This is a genomic window from Microlunatus phosphovorus NM-1, from assembly GCF_000270245.1.
GTDB classification, from domain to species: Bacteria; Actinomycetota; Actinomycetes; order Propionibacteriales; family Propionibacteriaceae; genus Microlunatus; species Microlunatus phosphovorus.
This window is the reverse complement of the sequence record NC_015635.1, coordinates 4,101,648-4,119,558: the sequence shown is the minus strand read 5'-3', so window position 1 is coordinate 4,119,558 and position 17,911 is coordinate 4,101,648. Positions and strand designations below refer to the sequence as shown.

The following is a 17,911-nucleotide window of genomic DNA, read 5'->3' as shown; positions in this document are numbered from 1 at the left end:
GGCCTGCTGCTTTCCTTAGAAATCGAAGTCCGACATGAACGAACGCTTGAGCAGATACTGCGCCCGCTGGTAGGTGCGCCACTGGGTGGTGTTGGGTATCTGCTCTTCGAGGCGGAACTCCACGGAGCGGTTGTTGAACTCGTTGGCGTCCTGGCTGAGCAGCATCCGTACGTTCTGGTAGCGGTCGCGTTTCTCATCGGAGGATTGGTCGAAGATCAGCTCGGGCTGGTTCGAGATCAGCGTCTCGCCGATATAGATGCCTGCCCGAAGTGTGCGCGGCTGGACCTTGTCGTTGACGGGCTCGGACTGGAAGAGCTTCACGACCAGCTGACCGGTGGTGATCTTGTCGGTCTCGGGCAGCACCTCGACATTGACGGGCCGGGTGTCGCTCTTGCGCTTCTTGTTGACCGTCAGCACCGGCACCACGACCTCCTGGAGCGAGGCTCCGCCGTGGACGAACCTCGATCCTGCGCCGGGCAGCTTGAGGCGGTGGATCGATTTGGGAATCTGCACCTCGAGATCGCTGCTGAGCCCGAGCTGCTCGGGCTCGAACTTCCGGAACGCTGGATCGTCCTTGAGTCCCCGGCCCAGCACATAGCGGCGGTTTGTCGCCACAAGGTCGTTGCCCTGCGGCTTGGTCGAGAGGTAGAAGGCGTCGGGGAGCGCGGTGTCTTGGTAGAGGAAGCCATGGTCGGCAGTCACCAGGATGTTTGTGGCATTCGCGTTCGTCAGCCGCTTAATGAGGTCGACCAGCTCGCGCAGCGCATCATCGGCGGCCTCGAACACCTGCCGTTCGGTACGGGCCTTGTCACCCACGGCGTCGATCCGGTCGTGGTACACATACAGCACCTGGTGTGCGCCATACAGCTCGCGCAGCTCGCTGCGGGGCATCGCAAGAACGTCCTCGGCCTGAACAGCGAACCCATTCGCCAGAGCCAGCACCTTGTTCCTATTCCCCGTTCCGTCGGAACGTTGGCCATCGACAAGCACCGGGTCTCCGTTGGGGGAGTGGCCCAGCGTCTTGTGCGGCAAGAGGGCGGCCATGCCGAGCTGGGTGTAGCTCGGCAACACACCGAGCATCGCGTCGAGGTCGGCGTCGAACTTGTCTTCCTGGCGGATGCGTGACCGCAACTCGTCGGCGACCTCGTAGCGGAGGGCATCGGAGATGATGACGACAGCCCTTCGGTTACCCTTCCGGGCGAGCGGCTCGATCCGATCAGCGAAAAACCTCGTCTGCGGCCGCAGCGTCACCGAACGCCACTCATCCACGGCGTCGATCTGCTGCTGCCAGGCATTGCCGAGTTCGTAGAGGTATCGGTTGGCGTAGTGCTTCTCTACTTCCACCCGGAGCGCTTCGAGCGGGCCGGCGTACTCGGTCGTACGGGCGGCGAAGTGGAACCGCCGGTAGAGCTGATCAACGCGGAACCAGCTCTCGCGGTACTGGTCGAGCCCGTCATCGAACGAGGCGATCTCGAATCTTGCGGTCGCGAGCTCGCTCAGCAGGTCTGAGGCGGCGCCGAGCGCCGCATACAGCTCCCGATAGCCGTCAACCCAGATGCTGCTCTGGCGAGTACGGATGGTTTCGGACACTTCGCGGGCGCTCATCGTTCGCTTGACCACAGCGTGAGCAAGGGCGCTGATGACCTTGCGTTCCACGTCTTCGAAGAGATCGTTGCCCACAAGTTCGGCGAGTTCGGCGTCCTCGATGCTGCTCGCGTAGCTCAGACTCTCTGATGCCCGTCGTGCCAAGCTCGCGAGGGCGTTTGCACTGCGCCGGTCGTTGCGCAGGCTCGCAAAGTCGAGCTGGATGTTGCGGAGGGCTCCTGGGGTGTCCGATGCGAAGCCGTTGATTGCTTGGCGGAACATCCACAGCACGAAATCGTCGATGCTGGGCGCGCCCGCCCCATAGCCGTAAATCTTGGCGGTGCCGGCCCAGTGAAACCCATCGAGCCCCTGCTCGGCCAGCGCCTCGTACTTGGTGCGGTTGCCGTCGGCGTTCTCGATCAGCAATGTGCGCGTGAGTTCCAGCATGCTGTGTTCGCGCTGGCCAAGCACTACTGCCGACATCTTTGCTCGCAGCCGATCCGCGTCATCATCAACCGCGAGCAACGCTTTGAGGCTCTGAACTCGCTTCGCGGCACGGAAGAACTTTTCATGCTCGCGGACCACATCGTCGATGCCCGTGCCGGTGAGGCCGAGCTCCTGGCGTACCAGTGCGGTCCGATCAGCGGTGAAGACCCCATACGCCAGCTCAAGGTCGAGCAGCCAGTTTCCGGTGCCAGGGGGCACAGTGCCGCCGCGATAGAGGAGGAACTTGCCGGTCGGCTCGTCATGGAGCACGCGGTTCTTCACCGCGTACTCGTTGTTCTCCACGCGCACTGTGGTCACGCCGCTGAGATCAAGCGCGTCAAGGTCGGCGGCGTATTCACCGTCAGCGTCGTGCCAGAAGACCAGGCGCTGTGTCGCTAACGTCTGCTCCAGGTGAGGCAGTACGGCGCTGAGCGAAGTCATTCGGCGTCCTCCTGCCCGGCTAGCGCGACGAGACCGAGCTCCGTGATCCGATAGCGCTGGTCTCGACTCGTGGGCTTGTCAGGGAGTGTGCGCTCTAGCAGCCCTGACTCAAGGAGCGGCTCGATATGTCGACGGAACGCGCGAGTCTGATTCGTGATGCCCAGAGCCGCCATGAGTTCCGCGCGGCTCGCTGGATCAACTCGGACCTGACGAAGAACTACAGCCTCGGTCGACGAAAGGCTGGCTACAGACTGACTTGGTGCCTCATCTTGGTGCCTTAGTGCCCGGTCTTGGTGCTTCTCATCGGCACCAAGACCCGCGTCCGGCGCATGGGACGGCACGTAGACGGTGAAGCGCAAGCGGTCGATGACCTCTTCGACCTTCGGTTCGGGGAGTCCGTCGGCGGCGAGCTGCTCATAGACCCGACGGACACCGGTTCCGAAGTTCTCCATCAGTCCGGCGGCCCTGAAAACACGAGCCAGGGACGGATTTCGCAGTCGTGAGGCGTTGCGCATGCCGGGGATCGTCATTCCCGGAACGAGCAGTCCTGGACCTTCCACCTCGATACGGTCGTCGTAGAAGGCGATGCGCACCGGTGTGCCTGGTTCGGCATAGTTTGCGTGGACGAGCGCATTCACCACGACCTCTCTGAGCGGCTCGATCGGGATCGACCAGACGTCCTGCCGTCGCACGTCACCAAAGCGGGCAGAGAGGAACGCGTTCTTGCGCAGGAAATCCATCACGGCATCGACCGCGCCAAGCATCGGGCCGTGATACTCCATACGATCGACGATGTCGGTGCGGTTGGCTCCGCGGATGCGGCCGCACTGCACCCACGCCGAGGTCATGAAGCGATCCGGGCGTGGGCATGCGGCGAGGAGTCCCGCATTGGTCGGGACGATGTCTTCTCCGTGGCGAACGGCGAGTCCCAGCGCGATCAAATCGGCCTCGCCGACGCGGCGTCCGTCGACCAAGGGCAGCACCGAAAGGTCAATGTCGGCTAGCGTTGCGCGACTGTCCGCGAGGTCTTCGAACCGAATGCCGCGTGCCGACCGTTCGATCTCGGCGACAAGTGACGCATCAGCCTTCCGGTTGGTCGACCCCAGGCGTACGTAGGTGCCGTCAGCCAGTCCCCTCGATGCGAGGTAGTGCGGTCTCCCAGTGCTCAGCGGCACATCCACCACGAGCACCGTCTTCTCACCAAGGGGTACCAAATCGATCCCCGGCATCAGCCAGGGCATGATCGAGTCCGCGATCAGACTCGCGATCCGTTCTTCTTCTGCGAGAGGGTCTGCGACGCCAACCACCGTGCCGTCGTCATCGATGCCGATGGCCAGACGCCCGCCAGCAGAATTCGCGAACGCGACAATCGTGCGCAGCGGTTTCGTCGGCGACGACAGGTCGCGCTTGAACTCCAGCGTCTTTCCTTCGGGAGCGCGCACTCGCCCACGATCGTCCAGCTCAAAGACGTCAGGCATCGGACGCATCCCCAGATTGTCGTCCCAGCGGGACAACAATCTCCTCGTGGCCGGCCGCCAGCCCGATCTCACTCATCGGCAGCCTCCAACCCCGTGATCTTCTTGAGGGCCGGGTAGAACTTCGGGTAGTTAGCTTTCACCCCATCATCGAGGTCGATCGCGATCTGCTGTGACGCCAACGGGTAGAGCACGTCGTGCTCATACTCACCTAACTCGAGCAGCACCTTGCGGAGCCGCTCTGCGTCCTTCAGCGCGGCAGCCTTCTCGCGAGGAGTGCCGTTCCCGGCGGCGAGCCGCTCCTGGTGTTGAAGGTTCGCCTCTAGCTTTGACTCGAACTCGCGCAGGTACTCGTTCAGCACGGTCGAGACCGTGGACGACGTGTAGCGGTGCATGTAGATCAGCGCGTTGAACGAGCCCTTCGGGCTGGAGAACAGCCAGTAGATCGGACGCTTCTTGTACCGCTTCACATGATCGTCGTAGAACTTCGATCGCCCGGCGCGAGTGATGAAGTACTCCCGCAGCGACCCGGCTCCCAGGGACTCCTCGACGAACCGAAGGTTCTCCTCGAAGTGCTGCTCTCCGAAGGCCGTGCGCAGGAATTGGCGGAACCGCGCCACGATGTCGTCTTCGAACCAGTCACCATCAACGATCGGGAGGACGTTGTCTGGATCGGGCTTGAACGTCGGTGTCGGCACCTTCGCGAGGTAGTCCTGGACTGTCGCGCCCTGGTCAGCCAGGATCAGGCCCGGCTCGTCGAGGCTGTATCGACCGAACATGCAGCCAACCGCATAGGAGACGAGGTCGACGATGGCGGACTCTGTGAAGAGGACATCGCGCTCCTCGGGCGTCTTGTTCGGCCACCGGAAGGCGGAGTTGTTGGTGAGTGACACGCGCTCGAGCGGTACATGCGAGCTAACCTCGTCTTCGAGCCCGTAGAGCCTCGCGACGGCCTCGTTGTTCTCGATCTCCAACTGTTGCTGAGTGCGCGAGCGCGCCGCCCATTCTGCTCGATGCTGCGCAACCACCTGCTCAAGCGTCTTCAACGAGGTTCCTTACGAGAGTCTGGCTGAGGTGCCGACTATTGCAGTCGACCGCCGTCCAGGCACGGGAGGGTAGCCATTGGGGTAGCCGAAGCGTGTCTCCTGAGGCTACCGCCCAAGTCCGACCATTTCCGCGGACACCGCGAGCGCCGCTCGGGTCCTTGCCCTGTCAGTGTGCAGGTAGGACTGCGTACTCAGCACAGAGGAGTGCCCGAGTACGGCCTTGATCGTGGTTTCGTCGATCCCGTTGGCCAGCAGGAGGGTGGCTGCCGTGTGGCGCGCCTCGTATAGAAGCGGCCTCCGAACACTGCCATCCGAGAGCGTGACTGTCACAGCGGCCTCCTCAGCGATCTCGTACCACTGCCGACGGTCCAGTTCCGCCGATCGCGGGGCGCCGTCGTCTCGGGGCCAGACGAGTCCGCACGGGGAGGGCGGCGCGCATTCTGCCCACGCCGAGAGCGCCGCGACGAGCCAGGGCACGAGCGGGATGACACGACTCCCGGCCCGGGTCTTCGGCCGGACCAGGTGGTAGGCGCCCTGGATCTGGCGGGACTCGAACCCGCGAGGAACCCGGAATCCACTCTCGGGTCGCCTGAACTCGACATAGGGCAGGGCTTTGAGTTGCCAGGCAAGCGTCATCGTCTCTGCCTCGAGATTCACCATGTCCCAGGTCAGACCCAGTGCCTCCGCGGGGCGCAGCCCTTCCACGAGCGCCGCGACCCATCGTGAGGCGTCGGGGCGGGTAACGGCGACAGCGAGGATCTTCGCCGCCGCCTCTGTACTTAGGGACTGTCTTGGGGAGTGCCCGGCCCCCGGGCTACCCGCCTCGCGAGCATGCTGAGGGACGCGATACCCCTCGGCGACTGCGTCAGTGAGGATCTTGCCGAGCACCGTGTGTGTACGTTGCATTGTGGCGAGTGCCAGGCCGGCGCCTTCCTGGGCAACTGTCACTTTGCGGATGTCCGCGGGCACGAGCGCATCGAGGCGTAAGTGCCCGATCGTCGGAACGATCCACCGGTTGACTCCCGAGCGGTCAGAGACGTACGTGCCGGGCCTGACTATGCGCTGCCGGTGTTCGAGCCACAGGTCGGCCCACCGCTTGACCGTGATGCTGTGCTTCTGGACGGTAGGCCCCTCGGCCGCGATCCGCTGCTGAGCCTCGGCGAGACGGACGCGAACCGCGGACTTTGTGCGGGCCTTCAAAGTGATGCGCCGCCGCCCGCCACGTTCGGTCCACCCGGCCTCGATCGCGGCCACCCACTGTCCCCGAGAGTTCTGGTAGACCGATCCGGTTCCCTTGCTGCGTTGCTTAACTCTAGGCATGGCGTCACGGTAGGCAATCACGCTGGCCGGCAGGGTAGCCGTCGGGGTAGCCATTGCCAGCTCGCCACCTCGCAGCTGGCGCGGCTTCGAGGGTTGGGGCCTGGCGTTGGAGGGCGAGTCGACGGCTATCCGCAACACAGTTCATGAAGGACGAGTACCCGACCGGGAAGGCCGACCTGATGACGGCATTCATGGTTCGTGCTCAGGAACTCACGGTTCGCCGCGGCACCTGGGCGATGATCAACCTCCCGTCATGGATGTCCTTGAAGTCGTTCGAAGACCTGCGGCACGACCTGCTTGGAAGCCAACGAATCGCGTCCATGGCGCACCTGGGACGCGGGATCTTCGGGTCGGACTTCGGAACCGTCGCATTCGTGATCGACAACGCCCGGGCCACCAAGTCAGCGCCTAGCGTGTATCGACGGCTCTTCGAGCAGCACGTTGATGTCAGGCCGGTGTCTGCGATCGAGGCGCTGTTCCGTGACTCGGCGTACAACCGCTACGAGGTCTCACAGGCGGACTTCGCCCGACGCCAGATGATAGCCCGACCCCTTGTCGCGGCCAACAAGCGCGGTGCGGAGCGCAGCGATCTTCTCGGCCTCCGAGGAGCCCTCGACCAGGCGGACGAAGACTCCCTTCTGGGCAGTGATCGTGCCTCGACTCCCGCCTGGTCGGCTGTTCAGAACGAACGCAGTCGAGGAGACGACCTCGCCCCCAATCGAGTCGAAAGCGCGAGCACCAAGGTGCAGCATCGAGGTGATCCGCTGATTGGTGAGGAGGGAGGCCCGGAGCTTCTCGTACGAGCTAAGAAACATCCACGACTGCATCGTGATCATCGCCACCGCCCCTCGCGGACCTGCGAAGGCGGTGCAGCGTTCGATGAAGCCGGAGAACAGGTCGGTCTTGGTGTCCGGGTACTCGTCCTTCATGAACTGTGAAAGGCGGGCGTTCATCTGTTTGCTACCCATATATGGTGGGTTCGCGACCACCACCGTGTATGCCCGGGTGAGATACTCGGCTTGGTCGATGACGCGCTGGGCCCACTTGAGCGCGTCGGCGCGGAGCATGTCGCCTTCGTCATCGAGGGTTGCGAGATGACGCGCCAGGCGGACGGTTAGGTCAGGATCTGCCTGGATGAGGGAACCGAAGGTGTCAGCCTCGGCGAACTGGTTCCAGAACGCTTTCTCTGCGTGCCGGTCGCCGTTCTTGGTGACGAGGTAATCCAACTCGTCGGGGCTGAACGTGATCGGGTCCAGCACACAGATGCTGGGCACGACCCGCTTGCTGAAGAACCTGCGCTGCTTTGCACGGGCCTTCATCGTGAGCGCGAACGCCGCCAGCGCTCCGGCGCGTGGGTCGATCTCGGTGCCGTAGAGATTGTGCGTGAGGATCAGCCCGGGAATCTCGGAGGGGGCGTAGCCCTCTTCCTCGTAGATCGCATAGAGCAGGTCGAATGCGTAGGTCAACATGTGCCCGGAGCCGCAGGCCGGGTCGATGATCTTCAGTTCTTCCGGGCTGCTGATCTTGAGGAAGTCGGTCTCCTCGTCGACCGGCGCAATGTAGTAGTCCATCTGCTCGATGAGTCTGGATGAGGGATAGTTGAGCATCCAGAGGCGGCCGAGGGAGTTCTCGACGAGGTAGCGAACGATCCAGTGCGGGGTGAAGAGCTGGGTCGCGGCGGGAATCTCGACGGCACCGGCCTTCTTCCCCTTCTTGAATCCGGCGAAGACTTCGTCTTTCCGCTCTGAGATGTAGAACTGGTAGAGCCAGCCAATCACTTCGACGCCACCCGCCCCGTCTCCGCCGTCGTAGCAGATCTCCTCGGTGAGTGCCGCAGCAGCTTTGGTGAGGATGGAGTCTGCGGCGAGGAGGTTCGCGGGGATGAGGAGTTCGGTGTAGTCGCCCTCGCGCTCGAACATGAAGGGCATTGGGCGGTGCCAGTAGCGGCAGTACTCCGCGAGCAGGAGCGTGTAGGCCTCGCCTTGGGCATCTGCGCTGGGGCGGGTGCCGTCAAGGAGCCCGGTGATCGTTTCGAGGGTGCGCTTGTTGCTGACGACGGCAGGGTCGATGCTGCCACGCTTGGCGTCGGCGAGAATCTCTGGTTGCCCAGTCTGCTGGCCGTGGGCGGGTGAGACGACGCCGATTCCGGTGTAGCCGTTGGCGTCCATGAAGCGTAGAGCGATGATGCGGTTGAACCAGGTGTACGCGACTCTGTCGGTGATCGCGTCCTTGCCCTTGGCTCCGCCGCCGGCGGACGCGATATCGCGTTCGAGTGCGGACACGGCACGCTGGTTCTCGACTCGCTCCGGTGATGCGGGCGCGAGCACGGCGGTCAGGCGAGCGCTGACCTGAGTGATGAGTTCGCGCCTGGCCCAGGTGGCGAAGCTCTTCAGCGGTGCGGTGTTCATGCGTGCTTCTCCTACAGCGCGATGCGCTTGTTGTCGTTGAGGGCTCGGACCAGCGCCTTGCGCAGTGCGTCGAGGTAGCGATCGACGTCCTCTTCGGATTCCAGCACGCCATGGATGCCGGTGGGGCTGATGCTCTTGACCGAGACGGTCTGCTTCTTGATCGGTGCCGGGTCAGGCTCGCCGCTGCCATCCGCGTCGCTGCTGCGATGAGAAACAGCGAGCTGGTCGAGCATGGCCGGGTAGGTGCGTTCCTCGAAGGTGTTCGCGATCTCGCGGACGACAGCGATCTGGCGCTCTCGGCCGATCCGGTCGAGAATCGTGTTGACCTTCCGAGTCACGCTGTGCTGCGCCTCGTCGGTGGCTTTCAGATAGATCGTGCTGGTCTGGAGTGGTGCCCAACGGGAGTCGATCTCCAGAAGCGCTCCGTCGCGGTTGGCCACGAGCGCATCGTCGATGCTCGACTGGAGCTCGACGGCAGCGGCTTTGAGCTTGGTCATCCGGTTTCCGCGGAAGGCTTGCGGGTCGGCGAGGAGACGCGACACCTCCTGGCTGCTTCCGGAGGGCAAGTAGTTCAGGTTGCTTGCGTTGGCGGCCAACAGGTCGGCTGCCTCGTCGAAAATCTGGCGCTGCGCGCCACCGAGGAAGATCTGGATGGGATCGATGACGTCGGTCTTCGCGTCAAGCAGATCATCGGCGGTGGCGAAGTCGGTCAGGTACCAGTCGTCGGGCTTTCCGACGACGGATTCGAGCAGCGCGATGGGACCTTCGAGTTGAGTCACGAAGGGGTACTTCGAGCCGCTGACTCGTGCCTTGAGCTCCTCGCACTTGGCGCGGAGGCGCTCGCTGGCGTGTCGAGCCAGTTCGAGCGGGTCCTTCGGCGCGGTGGGCTCATCGAAGAAGTCTGTGGAGAAGGCGCGCAGCACCGTGACCTTGCGCGGGTCGAAGGTCTTCTGCGGGGCGACGACGGCGTGAGAGTGCTTCGGGGTCTTGCAGAGTGTGGTCGCGACTTCGCTGCGTTTGAGGATGTTTGAGTCGACGGTGAGGGTGATCTTTGAGGTACCGACGAGCCAGGCTGAGACGCACTCGATGGAGGCCAGATCCCAGCCGTAAGGCTTGGCCTGAAAGTGATCGACGATCTTCTTGACCGTGACCTGCTCACGGAGCCGGTCACGCTGCAGCAGGTACGACAGCACCTCGTCGGACGGCGCGGCGAGTGCATGGATCGAGGAGCCGTCCAACAGCGTGGATTGGTCAGGGTTCGCGAATCCGGCGACCTGCTGCTCGGTGTAGGTACGTCCTCCGAGGAGGCTCAGCTGCGTGTAGGTGCGTGAGATGAGGTCCTGGAATCCGTCGGTGATCCGGATGAGCGCGTCCTGTGATCCCGGCGCCAGGTCTGCTGCGTTGATCACGAGATCGGCTCGCCCGACGGCGCGGCGGATCCGCTCGACCAGCTCCTTCTCCCGCTGCGCGTTGTGGGTCGCCTTGGCGCGCAGAATCTGTTCCTCGACCGGCGACAGCGAGCTGGTCTGCTTGCGCTTGGTGTATTTCTCGGTCTTGATCAGCAGCCGCAAGTCGGCCAGCACCCGGTCGTCAGGAGCGAGGATCACCCGGAGCTCGTCCTTGCCCGCCGAGTGCATCCGAATCTCTTCGGGTCCATACGGATACTCGGGAGTGATGAAGTGCAGCGAGAGTTCACGCTGCTGTCCGAATGCCTGGTCGTCGAGCTTGTACCCGAACGGGAAGTCCTGCCCGTTCTTGGTATAGCGGAGCTTGGAGGTCTTGACGACATCGCCGGAGAGAATCCTGTTGAGCCGGGTGGAGACCTCGGAGGAGTCGATCTCGACGTTCTTGATCTCTTCCTCGATCACCTGCTCTTCATTGGTCAAGTACTCGTAGACGTTGCCGTTGCGCTGCACGTACGTCTGCGTTTCCAGCAGCGTGAGTGCTTCTTGAACCTGCTTGGACAACGCCGGCAGGTCGAGCCCGAATCGGTCGTAGACCAGCACGGTCAGGTTGCGCGGTGTGGCCTGGAAGTTCTCCACGTACTTGACCAGGAACAGCGCTTTGAGCAGCCGCACCGCGAGCTTGGTGACCGGTGAGCCGCTGTCGGGGAGGTCGCGCTCCGCACGGTCGATCGAGCGCTGCGCCGCCGACTTCAGCGAGGCGCGGATGCCGGAGAACATAGCGTCGAAGGTGGCCAGTGAGCCGATCTCCACGTCACCGATGTCTTTGGCGACCTGCTGGACGACGCCGAGCATGGAACGTTCGCCGACTGAGCTGTTGCGGCCCTCAAAGACGTTGTGGTCGGAGATGCCCTCGATCGCGGCCTGGAACAGCGGGAACTGGTAGGTGACGAACGGGTAGGTGCCGATGAACTTGGTCTCGTCGGTGAAGTTGCGGTAAGTCTTCCCGCCATCGACAAAGTCGAACAGGGTCTTGAAGTTCGCCGACTCCTGCGCGTAGACGGCTTCGAGCACCTGAGTACCTTTGTCGTTCTTCTCCAGCAGACGCTTGCGGATGACTTCTTCCACGTCGGCCGAGGTGAGCTTGACGCGGGTCTTGAACCGGGCCTGAATCTTCGAGAAGTCGTTGCCCTGCTGCTTGGTGCGATCTCCGACGACCTTGTCCATGTCCTCCTGCGAGGTGACGAACACCCAGGCCCGACCGCCGCACTTCGTGTTCAGCGACTCGGCGATCGTCTGAAGATTCAGCATCAGATGCGTGTTGGAGCCGATGAACTGCCCTACCTCATCGACGAAGAAGTTCAACCGGTAGCCCGCGGGCTGTTGGTCGAGCCAGACACGGACCTCGTCGGCGAAGTCCTCGATCGATACCGCGTAGGTGTCCTGATAGGTCTTGAGGATGTCTCCTGCGGTTGCGGAGTCAATGCCAGTGATCTGTGCATAGGCCGCGTTGACCTGACGGCGCACGGTTGGGAGGCCGAAGCTCGGACGGCGCTCCATCCAGTCTCGGCCGGACACGGCTCGGAAGGCTTGTTTGAACGCATCGAGTTGGCCTTCGTCGTCAAGCTGCCGCTCGAATCGGGCGATGTGGCCCTGATCGCCGTAGTAACCGCGGGACTCGTCGAAGACCTTCACGAACACACGCAGCAAGGCGTCGGTCTGATCCTTGCTGATCAGGGTGGCCTTCTGATCGATGTTGAACAACAGGCTCTTGGCCGGGATGCGGTCGGCCTTGTTGAGCAGCGGCGGCAGGAAAGCATCCGTCGCCTTGGCACGAAAGCTCTCCGACACTCGCTCACGCGGGAAGTCGTCGCCCTCCACCTCGCCGAGGAGATGCGCGAGCATCTTCAACAGGTGCGACTTGCCGGAGCCGAAGAAACCCGAAATCCACACGCCGTTCGCGTTGGTGTAGTTGGTGTACGACTCAAGCAGCAGTTCCAGACCCTTGGCGGCTTCATTGGTCAGGACGTACTCGTCGACCTCGGTGCCCAGATGCGCCACGTCATCGGCCTTGATGACGCCCTCGATGGGCCGCTGGACATCCTTGGCGAAAATCTCGGTGAGCTGCATGACGGTCACGGTTCCTGTTCCAGAATGTTCTTGGCGCGGTAGTACTGGTCGTCTTTCAACCTGCCGAACAACACCAGCGAGGAGCCGAGAGTGTCGGACTGCTCGTAGCGGCCGGGGAAGAACATGAGCATCGGCCGGCCTACCACGACGCTCTGCAAGTTGTTGAGCACGTTGTGGGACCGGATATAGGGGAAGACCTCGCCGATTCCGGTCAGGAACACAATGTCGAAACCACCATCAGCGAGGCGATCTCGGATCGCGGGGGCGAGGTGGTGCTGCGGGTTGAGCATCGACTGCAACATCTCGGTGAACTCGGCCTTGTCCAGCTCGGGCTCGACCTCGAGCACTTCATCCCAGTCGCCCCGCTCCTTCAGGATCTCGACCGAGAGGTCGTAGAGATTGACCTCACGAACCTCGATGCCCCTGCTCGCCAGCCGGTTCTTGACTCGCTTCTTCGCCTTCGCCACGTCGAGGGCATGCTCGGGCTCGTAGGGGTAGATGAAGAACGGAACCTCGTTCGACAGGCCCTCCATCTTCAAGAAGCGCTCACCGCTGAGCACCGCGAACAGGTGCTCCTCCTGGCGAGTGAGATCATGAACCGTCACAGTGTGACCTCCTGGCCGGCACGCGTGGGCAGGAACCGCAAGTCACTCGGTACGCGTGCGTTGAGCACGTCGAGTACGCGTTGGGAGACCATGGCTTGGGTGATCTCGCCATTGGCGAGTAGCCCCGCATCTGCGAGCATCCGGAACAGATTGGAACGGAGCTTCTGCAATGTCGATGGCTTTAGCTCGGCCAGTTCCGGGTGCCACAGCGACTTGCCCCTGACGAAGCTGTCGAACTCGGCATAGCCGAGTGCCGGGGTAAGCAGCAGGAACCGTTCGCGCACCACTTCTTCGGCGAAATCGCCAATGAAGGCGTACCGGCGGCATGCGGCAGCCCACATCAGATGGCTCCGCTCGCTCGGGCTGGCCTCGATCAGCAGGCGAAGCTCGGTCTCCGTGAGAGTCGCAAGTCGCTGAACGACCTCCCAAGCCAACCGATCCCTCGATGATGCGGTCCGCGCCTGGAGCAGGTTCTCTGCGTTCAGCAGGCCTCGGACTACTGCCCAGTCCTGGGTGTCGAGATACAGCGGTGCGGCGATCACGGACTCGCGGGACAGAAGGGTGCCGGTGCTGAAGGACATGGCGTAGCGGCGGTCGCCGCATGCGCTAGTGCTCAATCGCCACCTCCATCCGGTTCAGCACAGACGATCAGGCTACATACGTTCGGTCTCTGACCTATTTCTATCGGGTGGCCTCCGCCCGTTGAGGCTTAGCCACCGATGCAACCGTCTGAATGAGTTCAGTGCCGCCGCTCCGCACCCTGTCGTCAACCTCGCCCGCCGAACCTTACCGGTCACTATGCGCGCCCTGGGGCCGAGGATGCCGTGGAAGCGGTGGGGCTTGAACCGATGTGATGCCTGAATCCCGAAGCATGGGTGGCCGCAATCCGCACCCCTCGTTCAGGCATCAGGGCTCCAAGCCGTCGTGCATGTCGAATCGAGCGAAGTGAAGGGTCGCGATAGCGCCCAGCAGAATGCCCTCTTCTTCAGTAGGGGCGGCTCCGGTTACAGGGGACAGGATGACCTCTGCCAGGGTTGTGGTTGCAGTTCCAGCCTCCTCTGCAGCGACTTGGGAGCTAAGGACCCACAGAGCCTCAGCGACAGCGTCGCCGGCGAGAGATCCTGCTGCGCTTGGTGTGCCGACCGCTTGGTCATCGGCCGCGTGTAGTGGTCCGGGCATCTCTCCCGGAGGTGAGAAGCGTCGCATGCGTAGCAACGCAGCGTTCGTCGACCTGACAATCAGGTTCTCCAACACGTTGGCTGGAGGCGTGGGATCGGTTGGTATGCGGGCCAGGCCGCCTGCTTCGGACCACTCGCACGCGCGTTCAGGCGTCAACGGAACAGTCGGGAATGAGGAGCTGAAGCTGAGTTGGAAGCCGGCATCCAGGGATACACGTCGTGGCTCAGCTGAATCAGATCGGGTCTGGGCCGCTTCTTGCATCGAGTACGCGCTGCTGGTGGGATCGATGAACCCGACGGCGAGCACGACGACCCGCCCGCTGATCTGGGTTCGCTCATCGTCAGTGAGGCCATCCAGTAACTCGGCTACAGCGTCAAGCTCGTCCATGCGCGTCGTGATCAGCCACGCCCGATGGTCGAGCGACCACAATGGGGGGTCAGGGTCGAGAACGGTTTGGATCTCGACGCCGGACAGTGACTCGAGCCGACTCGCCAATCGCGAGAGGGATGAAGTTGCTGCTTGTTCGGAGATTCGGGTCCAGATTTCGTCGGCGGAGTCGAGTGGGTCAGTTGCTCGGATCTCCGTTGTGGCCGCCTCGTGAGTGTGGAGTGCGGCTAGGAGGTTCGCTACGCGCTCGAGATTGTTAATGAGCTTGCTGGGGATCGGAGACCCCCGGCGGTCGAGTACGGTGCGGCCCTGTGCGAGGGCGGCCCGCAGGTTGGAGATTGCGGACCGCAGGTCCATCGCAGAGGTCAGTCGCCGGGGCGGTTCCGAGACATCCTCGGGACAGAGGCGTTCGAGTGCGTCAGCGGTATTGCTTAGCGCCCGCGTAGTGGCATCGCGGCTGCGATCAGTGTGATCGTGGTGTGCCTCGTCGACTGCTGGTCCCGCTCCGCGCTCCATGGGCGGCGGGTCCAGCGCGGCGAGTCGCGTACGCAGGCTCGTTAGTTGATCACGCCAGTCGTTTCGCCTGCGGTTGTTGTCGTATGGCTTGAGCCGGAGGGGTGCCTGCTCGGTGAGGGTGGCGAGTCCGTTGGCTAGTTCGATCTGCTCGGTGACGACCTCAGTCCAGGTCTGAGATGCGGTCGCACGTCGCAGCGCGGCTTGGTAGCCGACTGCTCGGCGCACGGAAGCGCGATCAGGGAAGCGCTCGCGTGCCATGTCCTTGTATCCAGGCTCGTGATTAGCGACGACGTGAGGAGTGCCCGACGCCGTTAGGGTCTTGATCTCGAACTGTATGAGCTCGGGGCAGGCGTCGACCAGCCGCTCGAGACATGCGACGGTTTCGGTGTTCAGGATGTCACTCGCGTCCGCCCGCGGCAGATCCCACGACATCGCGGGAGGCATAGTGCTTTCGAGCGGCAGCAGACGCTTCACGCTGACCTTGGCGGCGGTGAGGTCGACCGTTGCGTCGAGGCTCCAGGGATCAGCTGCGGCGACGGCCCGAGCGCGGTCCTGAACGGAGCCGAAGGTCGACTCGTATTGCTCGGGCTGGACATGGCGAGCAGCGGCGGCGATCAGCCGGGAGTAGTGCATCGCGGTGACCGGGTCACGTGGCAGTGGAGCGCGTTCGACGAGAGAGCGAATGAGCGGGACTGGGACCGTGACGTGCTCCTGGCCGGCCTCTAGCAGCCGCACTGCGCTGACGATGTCCGCCCCATCCAAGAGACGAGGCAGGACCTCCCCGGTCAATGACGCGCATGCCTGCCCGAGGGTCGAGTCGAAGTCAACGCGGAGCGGCATCCTCTCCGCCACAGCCCGTAGCCTGGCCGCGGCGTGGTCCCACGAATCCGAGCCGATGGGCTCCCACATCAATGATTGGTTGCGCATCGGATAGGTGATCGTCGACATGTTCTCGATGTTCATCCCCGGCCGGAGCGCTGCTCGAAGGATTGGTATGGAGGCTTGGACGTAGAGCGTGTTGTCGGCCCGTTCTGCCCCTTCGAGCACTTTGGCCACGTCGACGGCGGTGTGTCCAGACTCGGCAAGCAGGCAACCGATGGAGGGCATCAGGTCTGGAACCGATTCTGGTGCTCGCTCTGCGACTCGCCGCAGCATCCAGCCGGCCTGCGCTGGCTCTACGATGTCGATGACGCGAGACCAGGTAGCTCCGATGGTTGGAGGCGGACTCTCGTGGAGTAGTTCGGTGATCGTGGTCGAGCGCAGCTCGTGAAGACCGCTCCAGGTGGTCCCATCCGCGATGATGATGTGCTCGTCACGGAGCACTCCGAGCGCGTCACCAACACTGTCCTGGTCTGTCGGTGCGGAGAGGCTGGCACCCAGCCGATCGGCCCGCAATGACAGGCCGAGTGTGTGCGCGGCGGTGAGCAATCTGGCCGCGTCACGTTGGAGTCGTCGGTCCGGGTCTGCGAGGTCAGCGACCTGGCCAGCCAGCACCTGGCGTAGCCGCTGGCCGGTGGTGAGTAGGGCCACGAACTCCATCAGGAGGCCCTCGCTGGATTCGAGTGCCTCTTCGACATCCATGCGTTGCGTAATACCGAGGTCTTGGACCCGCGAGCCGATCTCGACTCCCGTCGCTGTGTCGAGCCGGGGTTGGACTACTCGCGTGGCTCCGACCAGCAGACGTGGATGGAAGTCCTCCGCCCTCGCTGCTCCGAGCAGAAAGGTGTGCGGGACTTCCCGCAGCAACGCCGCTGCTCCGGGCCAGGCTGTAGTTGCCGGACGGCCGAGATCGTCAGTCACGACGAGCACCGGCGCATGCTCGCTCGGCCGCATGAGCCGAACATGGCGCGCAAGGTCAGCGGCGTCACGTTCGTTGGTCACTCGTCGGACTCTGAGGACGCGGGCCGCAGGGATGAGATCGCGCGCTGCTCGCCAGAGCAGAACCGACTTTCCAGAGCCGGAGGGCCCGACAACCAGCACGCTTCGTTCATCGGCGAGTCCGTCGGCGCAGGTCGCGAGTTCCACTGGCCGGACGACGTCGAGATTCGCGGCGACATGGCTCGGCCGACCATCGACACCGAGATAGAACGTCCTCGCCGGAACCGCGTCGGGTGTCAGGAAGTCTGCTGGCGAACAGATCCCCTGGCGCTGGGCATGGTCGAGACCCTCGACGTCGACGGTGTCCTGGATGTCGCTGACCACCACGTCGATGTCGCTTGTTCGAACTCGCCGGGCTGTGTCGATATGAGTGTTGCGTTGCTCAGCGGCCGCCGTTGCCACAATCTCCGTGAGCCTGCTGACAGCCAGTCCGGCCACCGTGTTATGGCAGCCGGTTGCACGTGCGAGAAGGGCCTCACTCGACTCCCGGACGCGATACGGCAACTGCACCACGCGAGTTCTTCTCCCGATGTCTTCAGCCTGGTCACGGTCGTAGCCGCGGTTGGTGAGGGCCGCGACTACGTCCTCGGTGCCTGGGTTCTGCTGGTCGGAGAGATAGCCGGTCCAGCCTGAGAAAGCCAGGCCCGACCCGAGAGATCCATCAGTGATCAGGACAATCTCAGCACCGCGAGCACTGGCCTCCGCGTGGGCAAGGGCCTCTGCGACTGCGGCCGCGCCGAGGCGTCCAGCACCTGCGCTGAGTTCCTTCGTTTGAACAAAGATACGGGTTCCATTGCCCGCCTCGCAGTCTGCGTCTTCGTACCCCTCGGGCGTGATGCGGGTGAATGGGAGGTCGCCGGCGAAGCTTGCGATCAGCAGATAGACGCAGACGTTCACCTGCCATGTGACTCCGGCGACGTTGCGTGCGCCTTGCCGAAGGTCCTCCCAGAGGGCTTCTGGGTCCATCGCGCGCCGCCGCTCGAGCCTCGTGAGAGCGGACCCGCTGCTCGGCGATGCAGTCGAACTGCCTTTCGTTCGGCGTCGACCAGGGCT

9 protein-coding genes are annotated in these 17,911 nt (G+C 63.4%); all 9 read right to left on the bottom strand.

Annotated features, from left to right (window positions below):
- Positions 1 to 15: 15 nt before the first annotated feature.
- Entirely contained in the window at positions 16 to 2,511 is a 2,496-nt protein-coding gene (gene pglZ / locus MLP_RS18425) for a BREX-1 system phosphatase PglZ type A (RefSeq protein WP_013864674.1), read from the bottom strand.
- Complete coding sequence (locus MLP_RS18420; RefSeq protein WP_041792944.1) at positions 2,508 to 3,989, bottom strand: RNA-binding domain-containing protein; 1,482 nt, start codon at positions 3,987 to 3,989, stop codon at positions 2,508 to 2,510. The genes pglZ and MLP_RS18420 overlap by 4 nt, the downstream gene beginning before the upstream one ends.
- A 68-nt stretch (positions 3,990 to 4,057) precedes the next feature.
- Positions 4,058 to 5,032 (bottom strand): BREX-1 system adenine-specific DNA-methyltransferase PglX, encoded by a 975-nt coding sequence (locus MLP_RS18415; RefSeq protein WP_013864672.1) that lies wholly within the window; start codon positions 5,030 to 5,032, stop codon positions 4,058 to 4,060.
- A 105-nt stretch (positions 5,033 to 5,137) separates the two neighbouring features.
- Complete coding sequence (locus MLP_RS18410) at positions 5,138 to 6,352, bottom strand: tyrosine-type recombinase/integrase (protein ID WP_013864671.1); 1,215 nt, start codon at positions 6,350 to 6,352, stop codon at positions 5,138 to 5,140.
- A gap of 509 nt (positions 6,353 to 6,861) precedes the next feature.
- A complete protein-coding gene (gene pglX / locus MLP_RS18405) occupies positions 6,862 to 8,760 on the bottom strand; it encodes a BREX-1 system adenine-specific DNA-methyltransferase PglX (RefSeq protein WP_013864669.1) in 1,899 nt (632 codons plus the stop codon).
- Positions 8,761 to 8,771: 11 nt separating this feature from the next.
- A complete protein-coding gene (brxC, locus tag MLP_RS18400) occupies positions 8,772 to 12,293 on the bottom strand; it encodes a BREX system P-loop protein BrxC (RefSeq protein WP_041792941.1) in 3,522 nt (1,173 codons plus the stop codon).
- 5 nt (positions 12,294 to 12,298) lie between these two features.
- Positions 12,299 to 12,898: a DUF1788 domain-containing protein gene (locus tag MLP_RS18395; protein ID WP_013864667.1), complete on the bottom strand. Its 600-nt coding sequence runs from the start codon at positions 12,896 to 12,898 to the stop codon at positions 12,299 to 12,301.
- A complete protein-coding gene (locus MLP_RS18390) occupies positions 12,895 to 13,515 on the bottom strand; it encodes a DUF1819 family protein (RefSeq protein WP_013864666.1) in 621 nt (206 codons plus the stop codon). Before MLP_RS18390 ends, MLP_RS18395 begins: the two co-directional genes overlap by 4 nt.
- Positions 13,516 to 13,804: 289 nt before the next feature.
- On the bottom strand, positions 13,805 to 17,824 hold the full coding sequence (locus tag MLP_RS18385; RefSeq protein WP_041790252.1) for an ATP-binding protein: 4,020 nt from the start codon (positions 17,822 to 17,824) through the stop codon (positions 13,805 to 13,807).
- Positions 17,825 to 17,911 lie beyond the last annotated feature (87 nt).

Excerpts from the sequence above, each read along its gene's own strand:
- MLP_RS18410 (WP_013864671.1), bottom strand. The coding sequence starts at position 6,352 with ATGCCTAGAGTTAAGCAACGCAGCAAGGGAACCGGATCGGTCTACCAG.
- pglZ (WP_013864674.1), bottom strand. The coding sequence starts at position 2,511 with ATGACTTCGCTCAGCGCCGTACTGCCTCACCTGGAGCAGACGTTAGCG.
- brxC (WP_041792941.1), bottom strand. The coding sequence starts at position 12,293 with ATGCAGCTCACCGAGATTTTCGCCAAGGATGTCCAGCGGCCCATCGAG.
- MLP_RS18385 (WP_041790252.1), bottom strand. The coding sequence starts at position 17,824 with ATGGACCCAGAAGCCCTCTGGGAGGACCTTCGGCAAGGCGCACGCAAC.
- pglX (WP_013864669.1), bottom strand. The coding sequence starts at position 8,760 with ATGAACACCGCACCGCTGAAGAGCTTCGCCACCTGGGCCAGGCGCGAA.
- MLP_RS18420 (WP_041792944.1), bottom strand. The coding sequence starts at position 3,989 with ATGCCTGACGTCTTTGAGCTGGACGATCGTGGGCGAGTGCGCGCTCCC.